Source organism: Methylobacterium nigriterrae (genome assembly GCF_037106235.1).
GTDB lineage: Bacteria > Pseudomonadota > Alphaproteobacteria > Rhizobiales > Beijerinckiaceae > Methylobacterium > Methylobacterium nigriterrae.
Genome location: NZ_JBAWTG010000050.1, coordinates 1 through 20,967, shown reverse-complemented (window position 1 = coordinate 20,967; position 20,967 = coordinate 1). Strand labels below are relative to the sequence as shown.

The following is a 20,967-nucleotide window of genomic DNA, read 5'->3' as shown; positions in this document are numbered from 1 at the left end:
CGGTACCAGTTCTGAGGACCGCGATAAGTCGAGGAGAGGGCTATGTCGTATCTGAAACTTGCCGGGCTCTCTATCGCTGCGGCGCTGGCGCTTGGACTGGGAAGCGGAGCCAAGGCTGCTCCACTCAGCAATTCTCGGCCCGCGGTTGAAGCGTCTGGCGTGGCAGACGGGTTGGTCATCAAGACGCAGACCCTAGGGATGGAGCGTCGGCAGAACCGAAGGATGGACCGACAGGTGAATCGGCAGGACCGAAGGATGGATCGGCACGATCGACGGATGGATCGGCGCCACTGATACAGACCTGTAAGCTCAAGCTCTCTGGGGTTTTCTGGGCGACAGGCAGGCGTTTCGGAGAGGCGTGGAAGAGGGCAGCCCGTCGATGAGCAAGGCCCTGCGTTGGCTCATCGTCGTGGCCGGCTTGTGCCTTGCGGGCGGACTGGCCCTTGCGGCTTGGCACCAGTCCTCGAAGCCGACGATCCTGACCCTGGCCGTCGGACCCGCCGAGTTTGACGATGCAAAGCTCGTCGCCGCCTGGAGCCGGGCCTTGGCCGCGGACGGAGCCCCTGTTCGCCTGTCCGTGATCCTGACCTCCGGCCCGGTGGAAGCGCTCGCCCGGCTTGCCAAAGGCGAGGCGCAACTCGCCGTCATCCGCAGTGACGGGGCGGCCTCGGAGAAGGCTCGCGCGGTCGCGATCCTGCACAAGGATCCGGTGGTGATCGTCACGCCGAACAAGACCAGGGTCGGCGACTTTGCCGATCTCAACGGCAAGGTTCTCGGCGTCATCGGGCCGCCAAACGCGAACGACCGGCTCCTCACCACCCTCCAGCGCCACTACCGTGTCTCCGTCGAGACAAGGCCGCTCCCGCCCGTTCCCGTCGAGATCACCAGCGCGATCCGAGACCGAAAGGTCGACGCACTCCTGTTTGTGGTGCCCACCACCCGTGGGCCGACGGTCAGGGAAAACTGGGCGGCCGTGCGCCGCGCAAGCCACCGGAACCTGTCCTTCCTGGAGATCGATCAGGCCGAGGCCATCGCGGCAGCGGAACCGGCCTATGAGGCCGGGGAGATCGCGGCCGGTCAGTTCGGTGGCTCGCCAGCCCTGCCGGAGGAAAGCATCACCACGCTTGAGGTCGCCACCTACCTCGTTGCGGACCGGACCATCTCGGACGACACAATCACGCAGCTGACGCGCAACCTCTTCGACGAGCGTCAAAAGCTGGCCGCTGACGCTCCCATCGCCAGGCTGGTGCAGACCGCGAGCACCGACAAGGACGCGATCATCCCGGTCCATCCTGGTGCCAAGGTCTTCTACGATGGCGAGGAGACCACGTTGATGGAGCGCTACGGCGACTGGGTCTGGTACGGGCCGGCGCTGCTGGGCGCACTCGGCTCCGTGCTGGCCGTCATCCTGCGTTTTCTTGGTCTCTCGCAAATCCCGGACGCTCCCGCCATCCTGTCGCGAGCGCGGGAAATCATCTCTTCGATTGAGCAGGCCGGCACGCTGGCTGAACTCGACAAGATCCGAGGCACCGTTGACGAGACGGTCGGACGAATTGCGACCGAGGCGGCGCGCGGCAGCATCAACGAACAGCAAGCGGCGGTGATCCACTTGGCCGTCAGCTACATCGACCATGCGCTCGCGACGCGGCGGGATGAACTCCTGCGGGGGAGCGGCTCGTCACCGGGCCGCGCGGACGCACGGGACATGGGCTCCCGAGGCCGCCAGCAGGCGTAGGACGAGACCGTCAGGGCCCTGCACAGTGTTCCAATAGGGCTTGCCCGTGTGGACCTTAGCGGAGGTACGGCGCCGCTCGCAGGCTGGGCTTTATGGGACGAGGCATCCTCGGCTTTCACAAGCCAACACGCGGGTAAGAGGCTGACCACTGGAAAGCTTGTCAGGATCCATCTGACGCTTGGTGCCCCGCTCCCCGTGCTGCTTGCGAGCCTCTAACGCCGCTCAACCGATGCCCACGTCTCATCCAATCAGGCAGTGCACGCGGGAACAGCAAGAATGAGCAGGGGGTTCCATTCCTCAGCCGGCCCATCGTTGATCCGCTGCCGGTCGGCACATGGAGGCTCCAACACTTCCGCGGCGCATGGCATGAGCGACATCGACGACCCCTTCACCAATGCGCAGCTGACCGAACTGGCTCTGATGCAGGCGGAGAGTACAGCGCAGGCTGGAAAGGCCCTGGCGGCGACGGCACATCAGGCCATCGCGGGGTTGGTGATGAACGCGCTTCTGGTGCACGAGCTGGAGCGTGCCGGCCTCGTGGACCCCGACGTCTTGAGGGCAGAGGCTGTTCAGCGAGCTCGGTCGATCCAACCGCCGGACGTGGGCGCCAGCGTCGCCCAAGTCATCAAGGCCATCTTTGACGGGGAAGCGCCTGCTGCGCCGGGCGCAGACCTTACCCTCGTCAACGGCAGCCTGGCAGACGCAAAGCACTGACGCCGAAGCCTGGGCGTATTGCCCGCATGCGAGAGGCATCAGCGCCCGCGCTGCGAGACGTCACAACGTAGAGCGGCAGGCAAAGAGCGGCTCACGCGCAAAGAACGACTTCTCCTGTCCCATTTGATCAAGCACGATTGTCTGCATCCGATCATCTGGTGGCGGGAGGATACCGCCATGCTCTCCTCTGTCGGGCTACATACCAAGGACGGCCCGAACGGGGCGGCCGCGGACGAGGGCTTTGACGCGGCTGAGAAAGCGCCTCCTGCCGGCTTCATCCAGCTTGACATCGTGCAGGCGCTCCACGCCGTCCTGGTCGAACTCGGGGCCGATCTCGACGACCTCCTCACCGAAGCAGACCTCGATCCACGGCTCTTCGACGGCGGCCACAGGCTCGTCTCGTTCACGGATGTCGGTCACCTCATCGCTCTGGCGGTCGACCGCACGCGCTGCCCCCATCTCGGGCTCCTGGTCGGGCAGCGCACCACGCTGGCCTCGCTCGGGCTCCTCGGCCGGCTGATACGCAGCTCGGACACGGTCGGGGAAGCCCTGCGGGCCCTCGAAACCCATCTGTGCGTGCAGAACCGGGGCGCGGCGGTCGGCCTCGGGGTCTACGACGACATCGTCGTCCTCAACTATGCCCCTCATCAGCCGGAAGCCGAAGGCGCCGCCCATCACGCGGAACGCGGGCTCGCCATGGTGACCAATGTCCTGCGGGCGCTATGCGGGCCCGACTGGGCGCCCCTGGAGGCGCTGCTGCCGCGCTCGGCCCCGCGCGACACGGGCCCGTATGTCAGCTTCTTTCACGCCCCCGTCCGGTTCGACGCGGAAACCGCCTCCCTGGTGTTTTCAGCAGAACTCCTGGCGCAGCGGATCGCGGGTGCGGATCCGGCAGTGCGCCAGAGGGTGGAGGAGCGCATCTGCCGGCTTGAGGCCGCAGAGCCGTCCTCGCTGACGGACAAGCTTCGCGAGTACCTCCAGACCGTGGTGACCCGGCAGCGCTGCAAAGCAGAGGGGGTGGCGCGCCTGCGGCTGGTGAACCGCCGCACCTTGAGCCGACACCTGCAGGCCGAGGGCACGAGCTTCCGGCGCCTTGCCAACGAGGCTCAGTTCCGAGTGGCCAAGAAGCTCCTGGCCGACACCTGCATGACCCTCGCACAGATCTCGGCCACCCTGAGCTTCTCGGAGCCGGCCGCCTTCACGCACGCCTTCCGGCGCTGGGCGGGCATGACGCCGAGTGCATGGCGGCAGGCCAACCGACCGGAGGCGATGCGCGACCAACGCTACGAAGATCCTCGCCCGCGCGGACGGAGGGCCAGCGGATGCAGCGGCATGTTCACGCCTGGGCCGGCGCTCTTGTGATGCTCGCGGGTGTGGCGGACCGGCCGTAGCAATGGAGGTGTACCATGACGTGGTCGGCCGCCTATGAGCTGGCTCTCACGAAGCGGTACATCGCCGAGAAGGAGAGATTTCAGATTGCGCAACTTGCGCGCATCGCGGATCAGATGAGGCATGGTCAAGACACCGCCGCGGCCGAGCAGGCGCTGCGAGATATCGAGGTTCACCTCACGCTCTTGCGGGCGCAGCGGACGGCGCTCGGAGCCTTGCAGGGCTACTAACGAACGCAGCGGCGCGCGATCAGTCGCAAGGACCACACTCCGCGGTATTCGCCTCCCCGACTGACAAACAGAACGCTACCGACCCGCTCACCGATGCAAACGCCGGGCATAACGGCGACCTACCCGCCTTTGATGCCAGCGTTCCAATAGGGCCTGCCCTATTGGCCGCGACCGGGCCGATTCCGCCCTTCGTAAACCTCTTGTTATCCGTGGGGCGCAGCGTTTTGCGCCCACCCCCCCCTCCCCGCTTCAACCACGCCAGCCACTCGCGGTCCACGATGGTCACCACGTTGGTCAGGGAGTTGGCCCCAGGGCGCCGCCGCTCCTGGCGCTCGACCATGCCCAACCGCCGCGCCTGGGCGAGCGCGTTGCGGGCGGTGGACCGGCAGACCCCTGCCCTCGCTGCGATGGCGTCCAGGCACAGCTCGCACCAGCCCCGCGCCTGAACCTCGTCCCCGACGATGCGCAGGACCGCCAGCTCGCCGGTGGTGAACCGCGCCGCCAGCGCCGGGGGCATGGGGCCGGAGGCCGCGAGTCGGCGCCGCCGCTCGACCGCGACGCTGCGCATGGGCGGGCGTTGCAGCTTCCGGCGGGTCAGGGTCGCCTTAAGCGGTCCCTGCCCGCCAGCGCCCCGCGGGGTGGCGCGCTCCAGCAGCCTGCGGGCCTGGATCGCCGCGTCCAGGCGGGTTGCCTCGTCGTCGCTGCACTGGCCCGCGGCGTGGGCGGCCCAGAGCGCGCGCGTCACCGCATCGAGCGCAGTCCCCTGCGCCCGGCCGATGGTCGCCTCCAGTTGGAGGCATAGGGGTTTATTCACGGCACAACCTCTCGGTCGGCCGCGCAGGCAAAGCGGGAGCGCTCAGCCCGAACGGGGCTGTTGACTCCAAACTCAGTTGTGAGAGGATGTGCCTAGTTGGTCAGCACACCGGATCTGAGACCCCGACCCTCGAAGGTTCCCGCCTTCGGGGGTCGCTCTATGTCTGGCCTGTGCCTTACCTCGTCGCGGCCCTCTCCTTCTCCTGGCGGAATCGCCAAGCGGCCACGCTACGCTCGGACCCGCCGCCTTTGCAAACGAGCCGTAAACGAAGGGCCGCGCTGCCGCGCAACCTACCGACCTACGAACCGAGAGAGCTCGGTGTGTAGATCCCTCGCTGCCGCGCAACCTCTGGACCTACGCACCGCGGAACATACGGAGCGCGGTCCCTCGCTGCCGCGCGAGCTACGAACCCACGCATCGCGATCCAGCGTTCCCGCGCGAGCTACGAACCCACGCCCCGCGGGACATACGCATCGCGGTTCAGCGTTGCCGCGCAGCCTACGTGAGTAGGTTCCTCGGTGCCGCGCATCCTATGGACCTACAAACTGAGAGACCTCGGTCGGGAGGTCCAGCGTTGCCGCGCAAGCGCGCAACGTGGCTTCCGCGCCACGTACGAACCGACGAACAGGGCTTAAGAGGTGCCGCGATCCCGCGGCCCGTAGGAACGTCGGTTTATCGGTCGTTAACCTTTGCCGCGGAACCTACGAACCGAGACAGCGACGAAACGAGGAAGCGCGTTCATGGCCTACATCATCGGAGTCGTGTCGCAGAAGGGCGGGGTCGGTAAGAGCACCATTGCGCGCCTACTCGCGACCGAGTTCGCCCGCATGGACGGAGCGACGTGGGATGTGAAGATCGCTGATCTGGACGTATCGCAGGCCACCAGCTTTCACTGGATGCAGCGCCGCCACGCCGCCCAGACCACCCCAGAGATCCGCGTGGAGGGCTACCAGCGCGTCGAAAAAGCGATCGCCGAGGCCGACCATTTTGACGTGATGGTGCTGGACGGGGCACCGCACGCAACGGCCGACACCCACCGGGTCGCCAAGGCCGCTCAGTTGGTCGTCATTCCAACCGGGAGCGCCTTGGATGACCTCGAACCGTCGGTGCGCCTCGCCCACGAGCTGCGCAAGACAGGCGTGCCGACCGACAAGGTGATCTTTGCCCTGACCCGCACGGGCGACAGCGAGGCCGAAACGGCCGAGGCCCGTGAGTACATCGCCAAGGCTGGCTATCCGGTTGCCAAGGGCTCTCTGCCTGAGCGCGTCGCCTACCGTCGCGCGAGTGACGTTGGCTTCTCGGTCAGCGAAACCGGCTTCCCGACCCTGAACGAGCGCGCCCGTGCGCTGTTCGCCAGCCTTATTGCCCCGCTCCAATCCCAGCAATCGAACGAAGAGAAGGCCGCATGAGCTCCGTCACCGTGCCCGCCCTGAGCCGCCCGACCAAGCTCACCAAGGGTGCCCCGCCGACCGACACGGATACCAGCACCAACCTTCAGAAGGCTTCGGGCAGCGGCAAGGTTCAGCTCCCCGTGCAGGTGACGCCGGACGTGCGCCGCTCGTTCAAGTCCTACGCCGCCGAGCGCGATATTAGCATGTCCGACCTGTTCGTGCGGATGTGGGAGGACTACCGCGCCCGCAATGCCTAGCAACCGCGGACCATACGGACCGCGGTTCCACGGTTGCGCGGTTCGTATGGATCAGGGTCGCGCCAACAAGACGCCATGATGAGCACGCCATTAGACCCTGCATTCAACGCGAGCTGGAGAAGGCCGGCCCGCTTACCCACTGAACGCGAGGAGAGCGCGGTGCGCGGGACATTCGTGGGCGAACCGATCCCTCTGAGCGAGGATGATTTGGGCGCACTAGCCGAGCTGCGCGGAGAGCGCCCGGCCGATCTGGCGGAGGACGAAGCCGCCCTGTTCGACGGGTCGGAGAGCGTCGAGGCGCCGGCCCAAGTCCCGGCCCGCGCATCCCCCGAACGCAAAAAAGGCCCCCTCCACGGGGGAGGGGGCCTGCGAAGCCGACGAGAACGGCCGCTAGAAGCGACGTGATCGCCTCGTCCATCGCGCCGCGGTGAAGGGCAGCAGCTCGGTCGGAACCGCCAGCGTGCGGCATCCGTCGTGCTTGTGGATCATGCCGGTCTACATTCCGGAGACGGCTTCAACGGCTTCGGGCTCCGATGGCGTGCCCAGGAGAGCCTTTTCCTCTTCCCGTTCCGTTAGATAGTCTGCAACCCCCACGACGAGCATTGCATTGATCACTAAGGCGTCGGCAATAAGCTGCAGAGCCATAACTTTCTCCTGGTATTAAGCCCAACCTGACCATGTTCAGGTTGGACAGAGCGTGCCCAGCGCCCAGCGGAAAGCCGCGCGGACGGCGAGTTCAAGCAGCCAGTCTCGCAGGCCGCGAAGCAGGGAGCGGAGCATCGGGGAGCCTCTCGCAGCCGTTAGCAGGGCAGCAGACGGGCTTTCAGGGCGTCAGTAGGGGTAGCCGTAGCTGTAGGTGCCGCCGCAGTAGGGCGGAACAGTCGTGCCGTAGGGGCCGTAGACGTACCCAAGGGCGCAAGCGTTCGCATAGCGGCGACGGCCCACGTGACGGCGGCCTGCGTAGTGGTGAACGGCGGAACCGTGTCGGGCGACGGGTCCGCTGTGCACGCCCGCACCCCGCATTCCGCCCGCGTACCCGCCGGCCATGGCCCCGCGTCCGGACATCGCTCCGCCGCCCATGCCGAGGCCCCCGAAGCCACCGCTGTGGAAGCCACCGCCCCCGCCGAAGCCGCCGCCCCCGAAGCCGCCGCCATGACCGCCGCCGCCCATGCCGCCGCCACCCCCACCGCCGCCGCGTGCGAACGCTGAGACGGGCGCAAGAGAGAGCGCGGCCATCAAGGCGGCCGACGCTAAAGTCATCTTGTTCATGCCAAGAATTCCGAAGTACACGCCCGGCTAGCGATGCGTCGCGTGCATGTGCGGCAGCATGTAATAGCCGTTCTGGACGGGCTGCTGGTTTATCTGGCCGCTCTCGGACCGCATGAGCGCCGTGTCGAAGTCGGTAGTCTGCTGCTGCATCATGGCGCGGGTCTCTGCTTGAGAGGCGAGCGAATTGTTGATGCTGTTGAGGTTGCTGCTTTGAGCGAAGGCCGGGACGGTCGCCGCTGAAGCAACCGCGAGTGCTGCAATCAGGGCGCCCGACATGCGAGTGATCTTCCTCATGTCAGTACCCCTCACCGGAGCGGGCGTGATGAACCCGCCGACCCTGGAGGGGCCGGAACGGAGCATTGGGTCCGTTGGTGCCGTAAGCCTGGAGGTAGCTGTTGAAGCGGGGCGGATCGTAGGGGCCGCTGTCCACCCCGCCCGTGCGGTCGTTGCCCTCGGATGCGGCCCAGGGATCGAGGCCGTCGCCGCTGGCCAGAGCCGTCCCCGAGAACCCAAGAACGAGGGCAAGCGCGGCTGCGGCGCGGATCCTGCTCTTCTTCATGTCAGTAATCCTCACCGTCGTGGCAGAGCGGCAGACGGTGCCAATCAATCGTCCCCTTGCTGTATGAGCCGGCGAGGCTCCACAAGCCGCGCTCGTCCTCATAGGCCTCCACTGGCATCGTCGCTAAAATAAACAGCGTCATCTCAGGTCTCCGTAGGATTAGTGTTCCCCGAGACTTGGTTGGGCGCGGCCGTGTCTTCACCCTGATAGATCTGACAGTCTGTGCGCCTAGCAGACGCAAAAAAGGCCCCCTCCGCGGGGGAGGGGGCCAGGGGCGCCTCGCACTGATCGGGGCGCGGGCGGGTTCTCTGCGGTGTCGGTCAGCCAGCGAGGCGTTCGTAGCGGTTCAGTATCCCCTCTAGCCGGGCGGCCAGGATCGTGACCGGCCCGTCGTTGTGAATGGTGGCGTAGACCCGGAAGCTCTGCGCCTCCGAGATGTGGCTCCCGACTGCGAGGCCGGGCCGGCGGATGCGGACCACGGTGCCGCCGAGCGCGTGGATGGTGTCCACCTCCTCGGGGTTGCGCACGTCCTCGGCGACCACCCCGGGGACACCGCCGACAAGCGCCGCCTGGGCCGACGCCTGCCAAGCGTTCGTCCAGATGTGCGGGTGCATCTTGTCGCGGCCCCAATCGTAGCCGATCCCGATCATGCCCTCGCGCGGGGTCTGCCCGCCGAGTAGCGGGTCCGGTACGTCCTTGAGGTCGCCTTCAATGCGCCGCTCGATCTCGGCCTCGGACAGGCCGCAGTCGCGGAAGAAGGACCGCAGCATGTTCTTGAGCGGGCCCGAGAACCGGATCCGCGTGTAGCCGTAGCGTTCCGCGAGGTAGCCGGCCGCGGTGGTCTTGCCGCAGCCGGCCGCACCGGCGAGCCCGATAATCATGACGTGCTCCATCGGGAGTGTGAATGTTCACAGGTAGCGGCTGGTCTTTCCTGCGCTCACCTGGGACGGGAGAGCAGCCAGACACGGGAAGTCCCGAGGGCTCACCGAAGGAGCACCCGCATGGAAGGGATCGTGGACCGGATCGTGATGCTCGGTCTCGTGCTGTTGTGTGTCGCGGTCTGGGCCGTCGCCATCAACGCGACGGTCGTGCACCCCGCAGCCAGCGTAGAGACCAACTCGCACGCAACGCTCGCCCCCAAGCCGCTGCCGATGCCGGAGCCCTAAGCGCCGGCGAGCCCGAGGATCATGGGTGGGCCTCCTTCGGGGGCTCGACGGGTTCGCCGTCGCCGGCCCAGAGCATCAGGACGGCATAGTAGCCGTGCGGCGTCCCGGCCATGTCGTCCGACAGCACCCAGCCGAGCGCCTCGTAGGCCGGGCGCATGGCATGCAGCACGTAGCGCGTCCAGGCGATCATGCGGCCCTCGGCACGAAGTTGACGTAGTGGCGCCCCTTGGGGCCTTCGTCCTGATGGAAGGTGAGGGCGGGCAGGCTATGGCCGGCCCGCCAGCCGCCGCCGTGGGCGAAGGCGTCCTTGCCGGCGATCGTCCCGAAGGACTCGACCCGGACGCCGCCGACTTCGCGGCCCGTGTCGTGGTGGATGTGGCCGAAGAAGAAGTGCCGGAAGCACGTCTCACCCCAATCCTGGGGCCGGTCGGTGGCGAGCAGCATCGCCACCGCCTCGGGCTTCATGGTGTGCCCGTGGGTGGCCCCGAACAGGCAGCGGCCGAAGCGGTAGGACCAGAGGAGCGAGGGGTCGTCGTCGATCCGGATGCGCGGGTTGGCGGCGTAGTGGATCGCCAGCGCCACCGCGGCGTCGGGGTCGTGGTTGTCGGGCAGGAACCGGACCTCAACCTCCCGGGGGCCTGCCGCAAAGTTTTTCCACGCGCGGTTTGCGAGCGAATTGCGCTCTGCCGAACCCGTCTCCATTCAGCCAGAGGTAGGGGTTTGATCGCCGTACAACCCAAATCTACAACCAAAAGTTAGGCTGTGCTGCGGTCTCGCGCGGCTCGCATGTCGGCCGGAAAAACTTTGCAACGGGCCCACATGACGAGCCTGCTCATTGAATGGCGTCACGGTGATGTGGGGCTTCCCAGCGAGGGAAGGTCAAGGGGCGATTTCCGAGGACCATCGGGGGACCACTACTCGCCTCGGCCACGCCTGCAATGGCCTGCTCTCGCGACGTGGAGCTATGAGAGGTCGGGCCGATGTGTTGTTTTGGCACACGTTTATCGGTGAACATCTCCTTTCCGCCGATTCACAAATCGCCCGGAAGGACTCATCCATTATTGCATGATGACACCAGAACAGTCCCGGGCCGCGCGCGGCCTACTGAAGCTGAAGCCCGAAGATATAGCTGAGCGCGCAGGCATTAGTGCGCCAACGATCCGCAGCTTCGAGAATGAAGCGCGGGCGACAATGCCAGCAGACGTTCGTGTCCTGCGGATGACCTTCGAAACGCTGGGGGTTGTCTTCGTGGATGCGGATGCGCCAGCTGGTCCTAGCGTGCGCCTCAGGCAGGAGGTGCGGGTATGAACATGATGCAGCGCATCGAGGCGCAACTGCTCGCGCCCTTCGATTACGGCCAGTTAGAGCCCGAAGTGGCGCAGGAAGCGAGGTCAGTCGCCGCGCGATACCGCAGCCGAGTTCAGGCCTACGTGATCGACACTGGCCGCGATCTGCTTGCCATGAAGGAGCGGCTCGACCACGGGCAGTTCCTGAGCTGGGTGAAGGCTGAGATGGGGTTGACGCCCCGCACCGCTCAGAACTTCATGCAGGCCGCCGCACAGCTTGGGCACAAATGCGAAATCGTTTCGCATTTGCCGCCGACGACCCTCTACCGGCTGGCGGCATCCTCTACTCCCGCCCACGTCCGGGAGGACATCGTGCGCCGTTTGGAGGCTCACGAGTCCCTCCCTCCCAAGACCATCGAGGCGATGGTCGAGGACGCCAAGGAAAAGGCCAAGCGCAGGGCTGCTGAGGAAAAGGAAGCCGCGCGCTGGGCCGCTCTCAGTCCGGAACAGCAAGCCGCCGAGGCGAAGCACCGGAAGTCACGAGCCCGCCGCAAGGCTGAGCGCGAAGTCCAACTGAATCGTGAGAGAGCAGAGCGTGAGAAGCGGGCGCGCGCTGAAGCTGCAGAGAGGGAAGTGGCCGCACTGTTCCTGGTCGAGAAGATGGGCAAGCACCTGCCCCGCTTCCTGCAGCTGGCCAAAGCTTCGGGTTGGGTGCAGGGGGTTATCACGCGGGCAGAGGAGTTGGCTGGAAGCGCAAGGGCCGCAGCGCTCAGAGCTTTGCCCGTTCCCGCTGATGAGCCGATGCTTCCATTCGAGCGGAGGGCTCCGAGGCTACCGCCCCATCCGCCAGGGACTGCCAGCTCGAGCCGTGGAAACAGTCTTGCGTGACCAGCGTCGCCGTGCCCGCTTTTGCCACCAGCGAGACCGAGGCGACGGTTTTGCGCGCCCGCCAAGTCAAACGAAAACCGTCCTGGGGAGGACAGTCCCCAGGACGGTTTTCGTGACGTGAAGGTGTAGGAAGTCTTCGCGATGCAAAGTAGCATTTCCGGCACGCGACCGGAAGGTCAAACTCGACAGTCCACGCATTTTTCCGGCACCCAAACCCGTCGCAGCGGTCCCGTTCTGGTCGGGAAGGCGGTCCTGGGCTCCTACAAGTCGCCGACCGACTTCCGCACCCTGATGCGCAAGCTTGAGGTCGAGGGGCTTCTTCATCATGCCCGTGGTGAAGGCTCTCTCACTGCCGAGCAGGAAGAAGCCTTCCTGCTCGTGATCGCGCCCTGCTTGGTCGCCCTTGCGGAGCCGGACCGTGAGGCTGCTGCGATCGTCTCCTGGATCCTGAAGAAATGCCCCCGCCTTGTCGCTCTCCGCGGCCGCCGGTGGGTTCATGCCTTTGTCACCACCGCCAGGACGATGCACTTCTTCAGTGCCCGGGCGGCCGGCGATATCCTCCGCCTGACCGAAACCGTACGGCGGGTGCGGGGCATCACCACGATCTGGGCAGCCGGATGGACCAAGGCCGATTACGACCGACACCGGCGAGCATCACGGGCAGCCTCCGCAAGGAAGACCCGTGCGGATAAAGGCGCGACGCCACGCAGCTTATCCATCGCTGCCCTCAAACCCTGGCAGGCAGAGGGTATCGGGCGAGCCGAGTGGTACGGCCGGCACTCCCCTGAGGAGCGGGCGGCAATCGTTGAACAGCTCCGTGGACGAATTCGTAGCCACCCTACTCACCTACCGGTGAGATCTAAGGCGTCTAAGGCTGTGCACGAATCTGTCCACGCCGTCGCGCAAGGGATAGGGCAAGACAACGCCACAGGTCGCCGGGCGCGCGCCGGAGGGCGCCCCCGCCGCCCCGACGCCGGCTGCAACGAGGCACGGGACAGGACTGACGTGGGAGCCGGGCTTCGAGCCCGAGCGCCCATGTCGGGCCGTCCTCGTCCAGGCGCCGGACCTATCGCCGCCCAGCTGGAACGAACTGTTCGAGGACAGCCGCCCGCCTTGGACGTTGGCGCCCCGCTCCCTGTCGCTGACCCGGCCACTCCTCGGCGCCAACAGCTATCGCGCCCTCGCGACCATGGAGGCGCGCGATGCCTTCCGCTGACCTGAAGCTGGTCCTGAGCCTCCGGGCCCGCCGCGGGCCAAGTGGGAAGACGTGGTTCGACGCCGAGCGCAACGGGCGCAAGTTCGTTGCCTTCGAGCTCAAGAGCGGCGACCTCGTTCTCTATGAACGCGTGGGTCATCCTGTCCTCGACGAACCCGAGCCCGAGATGGGCGCGCGCTCAGACGCGCCCCCTCGCCAGCCGGCGCGGAAGCTTCCGAAGCGCATGCGACGCGAGCTCACCAGCATGGGCCTGATCGAGGCCACCGATCACCCACAGGAGATCACTTAATAGCAGCGTCCAGCAGCTCCCTTCGACTACAGTCAGATGGATGCCGGACCGCCCGGGATGCGAAGGCCATTGTCGAGACCTATCGAAGTCGCAATCGCGTGTTCGTCATAGACACGGGAGACGGCCTTCTCGCGATCAATGAGCGACTGGGCCACAGCTTGTTCGAGATAGGGGTCGAGGCGGAACTGTGGCTCACCTCACGCTCGGCTCAAAACTACATGCGCGCGGCGATAGAGTCTGGCGACAAAAGTGAAACGATTTTGCTTTCGACACCGACCACTCTCTACGCCCTCGCTTCGCCCTCACCGCCCGCCCACGTTCGCCATCCAGCTCGCCCGCGCCGTGCTGTTCTACGCCGGGCGTTCTAGGCCGGGAGGCGCCGATGCCGACTTTCGACCTGCGCGACTTCGAGCGCGCCGCCGACGCCATGAAGGCGGCCCGCGATCAGCTCCCCTTCGCGATCTCGCTGGCCCTCAACAAGGCCGCGGCCGCAACCGAAAGCCGACTGGCGACGGAGACCTGGGCCGCGCACACCGCCAACCGCAACAAGGGCTTCTTCAAGGCCGCGATGGCGATCGACATAGCCACCAAGGGGAGGCTGCAAGTCTCCCTCTACGACAGCCTCGGCCGGGCCAAGATCGCGCTCCACGCCCACGGCGGCATCGCCCAGGCCAAGGGCCGGTTCGCGGTCCCGACCAGCGCGGTGCGCAAGACCTCGCGGGGCGTGGCCGCCAACATGCGGCCCAGCGCCATCGACCCGAAGCGGAAGGTTGTCAAAGACGGCCTGATCTTCCGCGCCTCGGGCAAGGGCGAGCATCGCAAGCTGACCCTCCTCTACAAGCTGACGCCGACCGTCCGCATCAAACCCGACGTGCCGCTCGAGCAAGACTTCGACCGCTTCTTCCGCGAGGAGATGCGGCGCGAGTTCCCCGTGGCCGTGCGCCGCGCCATGCGGACCCGCCGCTGACGGTCACAGCCGCCGCGTCACGAGCAGCACGATGAAGATGACCAGCAGGATGCCGCCGAGCGTGAAGCCGCCTGTGTAGTAGGCCGGCCCACCCAGGAAGGTGCCGCCGAACGCGCCGAGAACGACCAGGGTCAGGATGATCGCGGGGAGCGACATCGGGTGCCCTCCTATCCCGCTGACAACGCACGAGGCCCAACGTGGCACCGACCGAGACCGTGATTGCCACCTTCCACCACCTCGCCGCGGCCTTCGCCGAGTGCGAGGCAGCAGGGACGCTGGTTGAGGTAAGCTGAGCCAGCATCTCCCCGAACCTCGTCAGCCCGGCGGCCAATGTCCCCACGCCTCACGCTGCTAGTAGTTGACATCTGACGCTTGGTACGCATGCCGATGGACCGCAACGGGTGGATTGCAGACAACCGCCAACTGGCAGGCTGAAGTCCCGACTGCGACCAAGCCCGCCATGGCGGGAAAGCTCAGCACCCTGTAGAGAGACCTGGGCATCCCATTTTAGGTTTGGCCGTTCGGTTGAGTGAGGCAAGGAGTTCGGCCTCCCTACCGAACGGGAACGCTTAGCTCTTCACCGGGTTCTGGCTGCTCGCGTCCAGGGATAGCAGTAGGGTCGCCGGGGAGCTGTGGGTGCCTGTTGAGCGAGTTGTGACCGGGTACGCCCGAGGGCCCTGCGTTCTCGACCATGAGCGACCGAATCCAGGCTTTTGACTGGTCGGCGACGCTGCTGGGCTCGCGAGACGCGTGGCCGCGGTCGCTCAGGACCGCAATGGACATCGCGCTGAGCTCCCGACAACCCATGTTCATCGCCTGGGGGCAGGACCTCACCTTCCTGTACAACGACGCGTATGCGGCGATCCTCGGCGACAAGCACCCCGCAGCTCTAGGGCGGCCGTTTCATCAGGTCTGGTGGGACATCTGGGATGACATCAAGCCGTTGATCGACTGCGCCCTCGCAGGAGAAGCGACCTGGTCCGAGAACCTGCCACTCACCATGGAACGAAAGGGGTTCCGGGAGGACACATGGTGGACCTTTTCCTATTCGCCGATACGCAACGATGAAGAGCTTGTTGCGGGCATGTTTTGCACGTGCGTGGAAACAACAATTCAAGTTCTAGCCGAGCGTCAGTCTTCGGCGGAGCGCCAGCGCCTTTTTGACATGTCACGCGATCTCTTCGGGGTGGCAACATTTGACGGGTACTTGAAGTCCATCAATCCCGCATGGTCTCGTACCCTGCACCGTTCGGATGAAGAGCTCCTCGCAAAACCCTTCGCGGAAATCATCCATCCGGACGACCTTGCCGTAACGGCCGACGTCGTGGCCGCGCTCAGCAGGGGCGTGCCGGTGCACCAGTTCCAAGTCAGGCTGCTGAAATCGAATGGCGAGCCCGTTTTATTCGCTTGGTCCGCAGTCCCCGAAGGCACACCGGGGGCCGGAACCTTCTACACGGTCGGGCGGGACATCACTGAGGAGCTGCGCCGCGAGGAAATGCTGCGGCAAAGCCAGAAGATGGAAGCGGTTGGCCAGCTCACAGGCGGGATCGCCCACGACTTCAACAACCTTCTCGCCGGCATCTCGGGATCGCTAGAACTCATCAACATGCGCATGGCGCAAGGGCGAAGCGCGGAGGTCGAGAAGTACATTGCCGCGGCGCGGGGTGCCGCTAATCGTGCCGCCGCCCTCACGCATCGCCTCTTGGCCTTCTCGCGCCGGCAGACGCTGGCGCCCAAGCCGACCCGATGTTAGGCGGCTCGTGGTGGGCATGGGGGACCTGATCGCTCGCACAATCGGGCCGCAGATCGAGCTGGAGACGGTCAACGCGGCCGGGCTGTGGCCCAGCTTGATCGATCCTAGCCAGTTAGAGAACGCGATCCTGAACCTTTGCATCAACGCGCGCGACGCGATGCCGAACGGCGGCAAGATCACGATTGAGACCGGCAACCGCTGGTTCGACCAGCGCATGGCTGAGGAACGTGGCGTCGAGCCAGGCCAGTACATCTCGTTGTGCGTGTCGGACACCGGCGTGGGCATGACACCCGAGGTGCAGGCGAAGGCATTCGATCCGTTCTTCACCACCAAGCCGATCGGCGTCGGCACCGGGCTGGGGCTCTCGATGATCTATGGCTTCGCCAAGCAATCGGGAGGGGCAGTCAGCATCTACTCGGAACCCGGCCAGGGAACGATGGTCTGCATCTACCTGCCTCGGCATCTGGGCCAAGCGGACGAAGCGCATTCGTCGGCTGAAATCTCCGACGTGCCGCGCGGCGAAGGCGAGACGGTCCTAGTGGTGGATGATGAACCAACTGTCCGGATGCTGGTGAGTGAGGTTCTGGCCGATCTCGGCTACGTTGCAATCGAAGCGGAGGACGGCGCCTCGGGACTGAAGGTGCTAAACTCCAGCAGTCGCGTCGATTTGCTGGTGACCGATGTCGGGCTTCCCGGCGGGCTGAATGGACGGCAATTGGCCGACGCCGCCCGGGTGGTGCGCGCCGATCTGAAGGTGCTTTTCATCACCGGCTACGCTGAGAATGCGGTGCTGAGCCACGGTCACCTCGATCCCGGTATGCACGTTATGACCAAGCCGTTCGCCATGGAGGCTCTCGCTGGCCGCATTCGCCAGTTGATCGAGTCCTGACAGAGCGATGCAAGGCGCAGTGCGGCCGCGATCGTCCCATCAGACGGGTACCAAGCTGCAGAGTTCGACCCCTAGCTACCGCGATGCCTTTGGCAACACCAAGCGCCTGACCCGAAGGCTGAGAGGCAAGGGACACGGCTATCGCTTCGCGGTCTGCGGGGGAGCGCTGTAGGCAGGAGCGCCAACGGGGGCCGGCCCCCCGTGGGCAGCGTCAGCCGCCACGGCTCAGCCTCGCGGCGCCCTGACCCCTGCCATGCCATCCCCTACCCCCACCCCCTTGCCCGGGTCCTTCCCCGAGGGGGGCAGGCCCGAGGGTCCGCACGAGCCCGGCATCTCGCTAGCGCCAGAAAATTTTTGCGCCTTGCGTTTCGCTTCGAATTTCCTTCAGGGGTGATTTCCCCAGCGTAAAGAATCGCTTCCCGCGGCGCCGGACCTGGATTGAAGCGAAACGAACCCGCTCCACGAAGGTCGCACCTGGTGCCATCCCGATGATGCTTCCGAAATCCTTTGCTACAGCCAGCCGCTCTTCCGGAACCGCCAGAACATCTTGAGCTCAGGGTTCAGCCGGCCATGGCCCGCATCTCGACCATACCGTCGTGCAGCGAGTATCCTCGGCCCCAGACGGTCTCGATGAAGTTCTGCCCACCGGAGGCATTGGCGAGCTTCTTGCGCAGCTTGCAGATGAAGACGTCGATGATCTTCAGCTCGGGCTCGTCCATGCCGCCGTAGAGGTGGTTGAGGAACATCTCCTTCGTGAGCGTCGTGCCCTTCCGCAGGGAGAGGAGTTCCAGCATCTGGTACTCCTTGCCGGTCAGGTGGACCCGCGAGCCCGAGACTTCGACGGTCTTCTGGTCGAGGTTCACGATCAGGTCGCCGGTGGTGATGACCGACTGGGCGTGGCCCTTCGAGCGTCGCACGATGGCGTGGATGCGGGCGACGAGCTCGTCCTTGTGGAAGGGCTTCGTCAGGTAGTCGTCGGCGCCGAAGCCGAGACCCTTCACCTTGTCCTCGATGCCGGCCATGCCGGAGAGAATCAGGATCGGCGTCTTGACCTTGGCGACGCGCAAGGAACGCAGCACCTCGTAGCCCGACATGTCGGGCAGGTTCAGGTCGAGCAGGATGATGTCGTAATCGTACAGCTTGCCGAGATCGACGCCCTCCTCACCGAGATCGGTGGTGTAGGTGTTGAAGTTCTCGGACTTCAGCATCAGCTCGATGCTCTGCGCGATCGAGACCTCATCCTCAACCAGCAGCACGCGCATACGGAAGATCCTCCAAAGATTGACACTTCCTAACCGGATACGGGCAACAAACCGTTAAGGCTTGGCCGCGGCATATCGCAGGGCCGGGTTGGATCCGGTGGGCGTGTTCGCGCTGGCCTTATGGGCCAGAGTACGGCCCACGGAACAGGTCCCCCAGCGCCTTCCTCCGGAACAGGGTGAGCCATCGCCGCCGCCGGTGTTCGGGCCGATCGTGGAGCAGATGACAGCGCTGGCAGAAGGCCGCGAGGTTGCGCTCGGCATTGTTGCTGGTGTCGTGGTCGCGGTGGGCTGCGGCCAGCACCACCCGCGTCGTGCGCACCTGGCCGAGCACGTCATCCGCGCCGACGGCCACACAGACGATCCGTCCACGTCCATCGCGCCAGGAGGCAGCCTCGGCGTCCCACCAGCGGCCGTCGCCGAGGTGGAACACGCGCTGGCCGTGCGGGCGTGCGCAGACCTCACACCGGCCGCCGGCCCGACGGAAGCGGATCACGGCCGAGAGCTGAGGCCAGTCGATGGGGTAGAAGAAGCGGTGCTCGCGCCGGATCGGCATCGCATTCACCCCTGACCGCGCTGGCTGCTCGCCCGGGCTCGCGGGAAGTAGCTGTAGAAGGTGTAGCGCGCGATCCCGAGGCGCCGGGCGATCTCCGCCACCGAGGATGGTGCCGGCCGCAAGCAGCGCGCGGCCCGCCTCGATGTCGGCCTCGGACAGCTTCCTGGGCCGGCCGCCCTTGCGACCGCGGGCCAGGGCCGCCTTCAGGCCCTCCAAGGTGCGCTCGCGGTTGAGGTCGAGGAAGTACTCGGCCATGGCCCCGTGCATCTGCAGGGCGAAGCCGCCGTGGGCAGTGTCGCTGTCGAACTGCTCGGTCAGGCTGCGGAAGTTGACCTTCTCCCGGCGCAGGGCGTCGATGGTGCGCATCATCTCGACGAGGGAGCGACCGAGGCGGTCGAGCTTCCACACGACCAGCACGTCGTCTGGACGCAGGTAGGCCAGCGCCGCCTCGAAGACGGGCCGCTTGGTGCCCAGGGGCAACGCACGAAATTCTGAGCCTGAGGCCTGGTCCCTGAGGCCTTTGGCTCAAGGCCAACTTGTGTGACTGTGTAGCAGGGCCGGACAGCTGAACGGGGAAAGCATGTTCCGGGAGCAAGCACGCAAGCGGCTGGCCAAGAAGGCCAAGAAAGGCTTTCGGGGCTTCCCGGTGGCCACGGTCGCCTTCTACGGGCCGGATAACCGCCGGGCGAGCAAGCTGGCGGTCGGCATCGTTCTGGCCGAGAACGAGGAGGCGGTCGAACTGAAGCGATGGTTCGCCGAGCCGGGCGATGTGCGCGAGGACGCCCGGGTGGCCGAGGAGGTGTTGGCCTACATGGACGGTTTTGGCGTGCGCTCGGTCGCGATGGCGGACCGGATCATTGGTTGCCCGCACGAGGAAGGGATCGACTACCACGGACCGACCTGTCCGTTGTGCCCTTACTGGGCCGGACGCGATCGCTGGAGCGGGGAGAGGCTCCACTAACGACAGGGGCCAACACGAGTGCGTCTCCCCTCGACCGACTGGCGGATAAGCGAACCCGCTAGGAGCTGGAGCATGTAGTCGTTGTCCCAGGCGGCCCTTCCGCCTGGCACGCACACTGGCCTTGGTTGAGCCATCGCGCCCGACAAGATTGATCGCCATCCTGCGTAAGACAGCAAGATTGCGAGCCGCACGCTGGTCGCGCACGCGACCGTCGTGCTCCCGGAAGGTGACGTCAATGGCCTTATCGCAAATGACAAGTTCTGCCTGACGCGGACAGTGCAGCTCGCGCTGAGTTGGCGGCGCGGTCCGCAACCCAGCAGCGGCCGACTCCAGGTTCCCGGTGAGGTTACCCACCGGGGAGGAGAGCATGTCGCGCGAGCGCCCGTGGCACGTCCGGCGCAGCGGCATGGCGACCGCGACCGGCCAGCAGCGCTGGGACCGGGCCTATCAGCTCCTCCTGCAGTGGGCGACGATTCCGTCCGCCTCGGCCGAGACGCCGAGGCCGAACCTGTCGGAGGCAGCCCATGCGCGTAGCCATCTACGCCCGCGTCTCGACCAGCCATCAGGTCGAGCACCAGACCATTGAGCAGCAGTTTGAGCGTCTGACTGCCCACGTACGGGCGCACTGTGACGCGGGCTGGCACCTCGACCCTGCTCACGTGTTCCGGGATGACGGCTACAGCGGCGCCGCGCTGGCCCGCCCAGGGCTCGATCGCCTGCGGGATGCCATCAAGGCGCATGAGATCGATCGCGTCCTCGTCACCGCGCCCGACCGTCTGGCGCGCAATTACGTGCACCAGATGGTCCTCTTGGAAGAGTGGGCGCGTTCCGGCTGCGTCGCCGCCTTCCTTGACCGGCCCATGAGCGATGATCCGCACGACCACCTGCTGCTTCAGATCCGCGGTGCTGTCGCCGAGTACGAACGCACGCTGATCGCCGAGCGCATGCGTCGCGGGCGGCTGGCCAAGCTGCGGGCCGGCCTGCTGCTGCTCTGGACCTACGCGCCCTATGGCTACCGCCTCAGCCCAGATCGGCCGCGCGATCCCACAGGGGTCGTGACCGAACCAGCCGAGGCCGCCGTCGTGGCCGAGCTGTTCGCCCTGTACCGCGAACCCGGATCCTCGTTGATGCAGTTGGCCGTGCACCTCGACCGCCGCGGCGTCCCCACGCCCTCGCGTGCGCCGCGCTGGTCGACGCCCACGATCCGCGGCATCCTGCGCAATCCGACCTATACGGGCCAGATCTATGCTCAGTGTCTGTCCGGCGACATATTGAGCGATGTCAGTGGCTTATGATTCAAGGCGGCCTGTGTGGAGGCTGCCGATGTGGACGACCGAGAACCGGGCCCGCTACGATCGAAGCGAGCTTCGTTATCCGAG

General features: G+C 66.0%; 26 protein-coding genes and 2 pseudogenes. 14 read left to right on the top strand and 14 right to left on the bottom strand.

All coding sequences use genetic code 11. The annotated features are described in order from the left end of the window. The first annotated feature begins 379 nt into the window (after positions 1-379). The 4 genes from WDW90_RS21975 to WDW90_RS21960 all read left to right on the top strand — a co-directional run bounded on the left by WDW90_RS21975 (position 380) and on the right by WDW90_RS21960 (position 4,068). Positions 380-1,735 carry a TAXI family TRAP transporter solute-binding subunit gene (locus WDW90_RS21975; RefSeq protein ID WP_336489595.1) on the top strand — a complete coding sequence of 452 codons (1,356 nt, stop codon included), beginning with the start codon at positions 380-382 and terminating at the stop codon, positions 1,733-1,735. A gap of 366 nt (positions 1,736-2,101) precedes the next feature. Then, a complete protein-coding gene (locus tag WDW90_RS21970; RefSeq protein ID WP_336489594.1) occupies positions 2,102-2,449 on the top strand; it encodes a hypothetical protein in 348 nt (115 codons plus the stop codon). 177 nt (positions 2,450-2,626) lie between these two features. Beyond that, complete coding sequence (locus WDW90_RS21965) at positions 2,627-3,811, top strand: AraC family transcriptional regulator (RefSeq protein ID WP_336489593.1); 1,185 nt, start codon at positions 2,627-2,629, stop codon at positions 3,809-3,811. A gap of 44 nt (positions 3,812-3,855) precedes the next feature. Then, positions 3,856-4,068, top strand: a complete 213-nt coding sequence (locus WDW90_RS21960; RefSeq protein WP_336489592.1) for a hypothetical protein — start codon at positions 3,856-3,858, stop codon at positions 4,066-4,068. 19 nt (positions 4,069-4,087) lie between these two features. On the opposite strand, the gene WDW90_RS21955 is transcribed toward WDW90_RS21960, so the two are convergent. Then, positions 4,088-4,882 carry a hypothetical protein gene (locus tag WDW90_RS21955; protein ID WP_336489591.1) on the bottom strand — a complete coding sequence of 265 codons (795 nt, stop codon included), beginning with the start codon at positions 4,880-4,882 and terminating at the stop codon, positions 4,088-4,090. Between the two features lie 740 nt (positions 4,883-5,622). Between WDW90_RS21955 and WDW90_RS21950 the strand changes: the two genes are divergently transcribed. Further along, positions 5,623-6,291, top strand: coding sequence for a nucleotide-binding protein (locus tag WDW90_RS21950; RefSeq protein ID WP_336489590.1), 669 nt, complete (start codon positions 5,623-5,625; stop codon positions 6,289-6,291). After that, on the top strand, positions 6,288-6,530 hold the full coding sequence (locus tag WDW90_RS21945; protein ID WP_336489589.1) for a hypothetical protein: 243 nt from the start codon (positions 6,288-6,290) through the stop codon (positions 6,528-6,530). The genes WDW90_RS21950 and WDW90_RS21945 overlap by 4 nt, the downstream gene beginning before the upstream one ends. Positions 6,531-7,025: 495 nt before the next feature. Here WDW90_RS21945 and WDW90_RS21940 read toward each other — a convergent pair whose 3' ends face one another. From WDW90_RS21940 to WDW90_RS21915, 6 genes are all read right to left on the bottom strand, one after another. Then, on the bottom strand, positions 7,026-7,175 hold the full coding sequence (locus WDW90_RS21940; protein WP_336489588.1) for a hypothetical protein: 150 nt from the start codon (positions 7,173-7,175) through the stop codon (positions 7,026-7,028). Between the two features lie 186 nt (positions 7,176-7,361). After that, positions 7,362-7,799 carry a hypothetical protein gene (locus WDW90_RS21935; protein WP_336489587.1) on the bottom strand — a complete coding sequence of 146 codons (438 nt, stop codon included), beginning with the start codon at positions 7,797-7,799 and terminating at the stop codon, positions 7,362-7,364. Between the two features lie 27 nt (positions 7,800-7,826). Continuing rightward, a complete protein-coding gene (locus WDW90_RS21930; RefSeq protein WP_336489586.1) occupies positions 7,827-8,075 on the bottom strand; it encodes a hypothetical protein in 249 nt (82 codons plus the stop codon). Positions 8,076-8,094: 19 nt separating this feature from the next. Beyond that, the gene (locus WDW90_RS21925; RefSeq protein WP_336489585.1) at positions 8,095-8,358 is read right to left on the bottom strand and encodes a hypothetical protein; all 264 of its coding nucleotides are present in this window, start codon (positions 8,356-8,358) and stop codon (positions 8,095-8,097) included. 1 nt (position 8,359) lies between these two features. Then, positions 8,360-8,500 carry a hypothetical protein gene (locus tag WDW90_RS21920; RefSeq protein WP_336489584.1) on the bottom strand — a complete coding sequence of 47 codons (141 nt, stop codon included), beginning with the start codon at positions 8,498-8,500 and terminating at the stop codon, positions 8,360-8,362. A gap of 178 nt (positions 8,501-8,678) precedes the next feature. Then, complete coding sequence (locus WDW90_RS21915) at positions 8,679-9,239, bottom strand: nucleoside/nucleotide kinase family protein (protein ID WP_336489583.1); 561 nt, start codon at positions 9,237-9,239, stop codon at positions 8,679-8,681. Between the two features lie 120 nt (positions 9,240-9,359). On the opposite strand from WDW90_RS21915, the gene WDW90_RS21910 reads away from it, so the two are divergent. Further along, a complete protein-coding gene (locus WDW90_RS21910; protein WP_336489582.1) occupies positions 9,360-9,524 on the top strand; it encodes a hypothetical protein in 165 nt (54 codons plus the stop codon). 19 nt (positions 9,525-9,543) lie between these two features. On the opposite strand, the gene WDW90_RS21905 is transcribed toward WDW90_RS21910, so the two are convergent. After that, a complete protein-coding gene (locus WDW90_RS21905) occupies positions 9,544-9,714 on the bottom strand; it encodes a hypothetical protein (protein WP_336489581.1) in 171 nt (56 codons plus the stop codon). Beyond that, positions 9,711-10,106 (bottom strand): hypothetical protein, encoded by a 396-nt coding sequence (locus WDW90_RS21900; protein WP_336489580.1) that lies wholly within the window; start codon positions 10,104-10,106, stop codon positions 9,711-9,713. Before WDW90_RS21900 ends, WDW90_RS21905 begins: the two co-directional genes overlap by 4 nt. 722 nt (positions 10,107-10,828) lie before the next feature. On the opposite strand from WDW90_RS21900, the gene WDW90_RS21895 reads away from it, so the two are divergent. Then, positions 10,829-11,698, top strand: a complete 870-nt coding sequence (locus tag WDW90_RS21895) for a DUF3102 domain-containing protein (protein ID WP_336489579.1) — start codon at positions 10,829-10,831, stop codon at positions 11,696-11,698. Positions 11,699-11,764: 66 nt separating this feature from the next. Here the strand turns inward: WDW90_RS21895 and WDW90_RS21890 are convergent, their stop codons facing one another. Beyond that, positions 11,765-12,343: a hypothetical protein gene (locus tag WDW90_RS21890; protein WP_336489578.1), complete on the bottom strand. Its 579-nt coding sequence runs from the start codon at positions 12,341-12,343 to the stop codon at positions 11,765-11,767. Positions 12,344-12,900: 557 nt separating this feature from the next. On the opposite strand from WDW90_RS21890, the gene WDW90_RS21885 reads away from it, so the two are divergent. Both WDW90_RS21885 and WDW90_RS21880 read left to right on the top strand, forming a co-directional pair. Then, positions 12,901-13,203 carry a hypothetical protein gene (locus tag WDW90_RS21885; protein ID WP_336489577.1) on the top strand — a complete coding sequence of 101 codons (303 nt, stop codon included), beginning with the start codon at positions 12,901-12,903 and terminating at the stop codon, positions 13,201-13,203. Between the two features lie 382 nt (positions 13,204-13,585). Continuing rightward, positions 13,586-14,170 carry a hypothetical protein gene (locus WDW90_RS21880; protein ID WP_336489576.1) on the top strand — a complete coding sequence of 195 codons (585 nt, stop codon included), beginning with the start codon at positions 13,586-13,588 and terminating at the stop codon, positions 14,168-14,170. Positions 14,171-14,173: 3 nt separating this feature from the next. Here WDW90_RS21880 and WDW90_RS21875 read toward each other — a convergent pair whose 3' ends face one another. Continuing rightward, a complete protein-coding gene (locus WDW90_RS21875; RefSeq protein WP_336489575.1) occupies positions 14,174-14,326 on the bottom strand; it encodes a DUF3309 domain-containing protein in 153 nt (50 codons plus the stop codon). A gap of 535 nt (positions 14,327-14,861) precedes the next feature. On the opposite strand from WDW90_RS21875, the pseudogene WDW90_RS21870 reads away from it, so the two are divergent. Continuing rightward, positions 14,862-16,812 (top strand): annotated as a pseudogene (locus tag WDW90_RS21870) (hybrid sensor histidine kinase/response regulator). 560 nt (positions 16,813-17,372) lie between these two features. On the opposite strand, the gene ctrA reads toward WDW90_RS21870, so the two are convergent. From ctrA to WDW90_RS21855, 3 genes and pseudogenes are all read right to left on the bottom strand, one after another. Beyond that, positions 17,373-18,074, bottom strand: coding sequence for a response regulator transcription factor CtrA (ctrA, locus tag WDW90_RS21865; RefSeq protein ID WP_336489574.1), 702 nt, complete (start codon positions 18,072-18,074; stop codon positions 17,373-17,375). Between the two features lie 118 nt (positions 18,075-18,192). Further along, entirely contained in the window at positions 18,193-18,627 is a 435-nt protein-coding gene (locus WDW90_RS21860) for a hypothetical protein (RefSeq protein ID WP_336489573.1), read from the bottom strand. A gap of 5 nt (positions 18,628-18,632) precedes the next feature. Continuing rightward, positions 18,633-19,098 (bottom strand): annotated as a pseudogene (locus WDW90_RS21855) (recombinase family protein); the annotation flags it as partial. Between the two features lie 109 nt (positions 19,099-19,207). Between WDW90_RS21855 and WDW90_RS21850 the strand changes: the two are divergent. The 3 genes from WDW90_RS21850 to WDW90_RS21835 all read left to right on the top strand — a co-directional run bounded on the left by WDW90_RS21850 (position 19,208) and on the right by WDW90_RS21835 (position 20,883). Beyond that, on the top strand, positions 19,208-19,588 hold the full coding sequence (locus tag WDW90_RS21850) for a hypothetical protein (protein ID WP_336489572.1): 381 nt from the start codon (positions 19,208-19,210) through the stop codon (positions 19,586-19,588). 367 nt (positions 19,589-19,955) lie between these two features. After that, positions 19,956-20,174, top strand: coding sequence for a hypothetical protein (locus WDW90_RS21840; protein WP_336489571.1), 219 nt, complete (start codon positions 19,956-19,958; stop codon positions 20,172-20,174). Next, positions 20,113-20,883 (top strand): recombinase family protein, encoded by a 771-nt coding sequence (locus WDW90_RS21835; protein ID WP_336489570.1) that lies wholly within the window; start codon positions 20,113-20,115, stop codon positions 20,881-20,883. The genes WDW90_RS21840 and WDW90_RS21835 overlap by 62 nt, the downstream gene beginning before the upstream one ends. Positions 20,884-20,967: the final 84 nt, after the last annotated feature.

What these genes read in the sequence shown, in the direction of transcription:
- WDW90_RS21975 (WP_336489595.1), top strand. Translation starts at nt 380, where the DNA reads ATGAGCAAGGCCCTGCGTTGGCTCATCGTCGTGGCCGGCTTGTGCCTT.
- WDW90_RS21970 (WP_336489594.1), top strand. Translation starts at nt 2,102, where the DNA reads ATGAGCGACATCGACGACCCCTTCACCAATGCGCAGCTGACCGAACTG.
- WDW90_RS21965 (WP_336489593.1), top strand. Translation starts at nt 2,627, where the DNA reads ATGCTCTCCTCTGTCGGGCTACATACCAAGGACGGCCCGAACGGGGCG.
- WDW90_RS21960 (WP_336489592.1), top strand. Translation starts at nt 3,856, where the DNA reads ATGACGTGGTCGGCCGCCTATGAGCTGGCTCTCACGAAGCGGTACATC.
- WDW90_RS21950 (WP_336489590.1), top strand. Translation starts at nt 5,623, where the DNA reads ATGGCCTACATCATCGGAGTCGTGTCGCAGAAGGGCGGGGTCGGTAAG.
- WDW90_RS21945 (WP_336489589.1), top strand. Translation starts at nt 6,288, where the DNA reads ATGAGCTCCGTCACCGTGCCCGCCCTGAGCCGCCCGACCAAGCTCACC.
- WDW90_RS21940 (WP_336489588.1), bottom strand. Translation starts at nt 7,175, where the DNA reads ATGGCTCTGCAGCTTATTGCCGACGCCTTAGTGATCAATGCAATGCTC.
- WDW90_RS21935 (WP_336489587.1), bottom strand. Translation starts at nt 7,799, where the DNA reads ATGAACAAGATGACTTTAGCGTCGGCCGCCTTGATGGCCGCGCTCTCT.
- WDW90_RS21930 (WP_336489586.1), bottom strand. Translation starts at nt 8,075, where the DNA reads ATGTCGGGCGCCCTGATTGCAGCACTCGCGGTTGCTTCAGCGGCGACC.
- WDW90_RS21925 (WP_336489585.1), bottom strand. Translation starts at nt 8,358, where the DNA reads ATGAAGAAGAGCAGGATCCGCGCCGCAGCCGCGCTTGCCCTCGTTCTT.
- WDW90_RS21920 (WP_336489584.1), bottom strand. Translation starts at nt 8,500, where the DNA reads ATGACGCTGTTTATTTTAGCGACGATGCCAGTGGAGGCCTATGAGGAC.
- WDW90_RS21915 (WP_336489583.1), bottom strand. Translation starts at nt 9,239, where the DNA reads ATGATTATCGGGCTCGCCGGTGCGGCCGGCTGCGGCAAGACCACCGCG.
- WDW90_RS21910 (WP_336489582.1), top strand. Translation starts at nt 9,360, where the DNA reads ATGGAAGGGATCGTGGACCGGATCGTGATGCTCGGTCTCGTGCTGTTG.
- WDW90_RS21905 (WP_336489581.1), bottom strand. Translation starts at nt 9,714, where the DNA reads ATGATCGCCTGGACGCGCTACGTGCTGCATGCCATGCGCCCGGCCTAC.
- WDW90_RS21895 (WP_336489579.1), top strand. Translation starts at nt 10,829, where the DNA reads ATGAACATGATGCAGCGCATCGAGGCGCAACTGCTCGCGCCCTTCGAT.
- WDW90_RS21885 (WP_336489577.1), top strand. Translation starts at nt 12,901, where the DNA reads ATGCCTTCCGCTGACCTGAAGCTGGTCCTGAGCCTCCGGGCCCGCCGC.
- WDW90_RS21880 (WP_336489576.1), top strand. Translation starts at nt 13,586, where the DNA reads ATGCCGACTTTCGACCTGCGCGACTTCGAGCGCGCCGCCGACGCCATG.
- WDW90_RS21875 (WP_336489575.1), bottom strand. Translation starts at nt 14,326, where the DNA reads ATGTCGCTCCCCGCGATCATCCTGACCCTGGTCGTTCTCGGCGCGTTC.
- ctrA (WP_336489574.1), bottom strand. Translation starts at nt 18,074, where the DNA reads ATGCGCGTGCTGCTGGTTGAGGATGAGGTCTCGATCGCGCAGAGCATC.
- WDW90_RS21860 (WP_336489573.1), bottom strand. Translation starts at nt 18,627, where the DNA reads ATGCCGATCCGGCGCGAGCACCGCTTCTTCTACCCCATCGACTGGCCT.
- WDW90_RS21850 (WP_336489572.1), top strand. Translation starts at nt 19,208, where the DNA reads ATGTTCCGGGAGCAAGCACGCAAGCGGCTGGCCAAGAAGGCCAAGAAA.
- WDW90_RS21840 (WP_336489571.1), top strand. Translation starts at nt 19,956, where the DNA reads ATGTCGCGCGAGCGCCCGTGGCACGTCCGGCGCAGCGGCATGGCGACC.
- WDW90_RS21835 (WP_336489570.1), top strand. Translation starts at nt 20,113, where the DNA reads ATGCGCGTAGCCATCTACGCCCGCGTCTCGACCAGCCATCAGGTCGAG.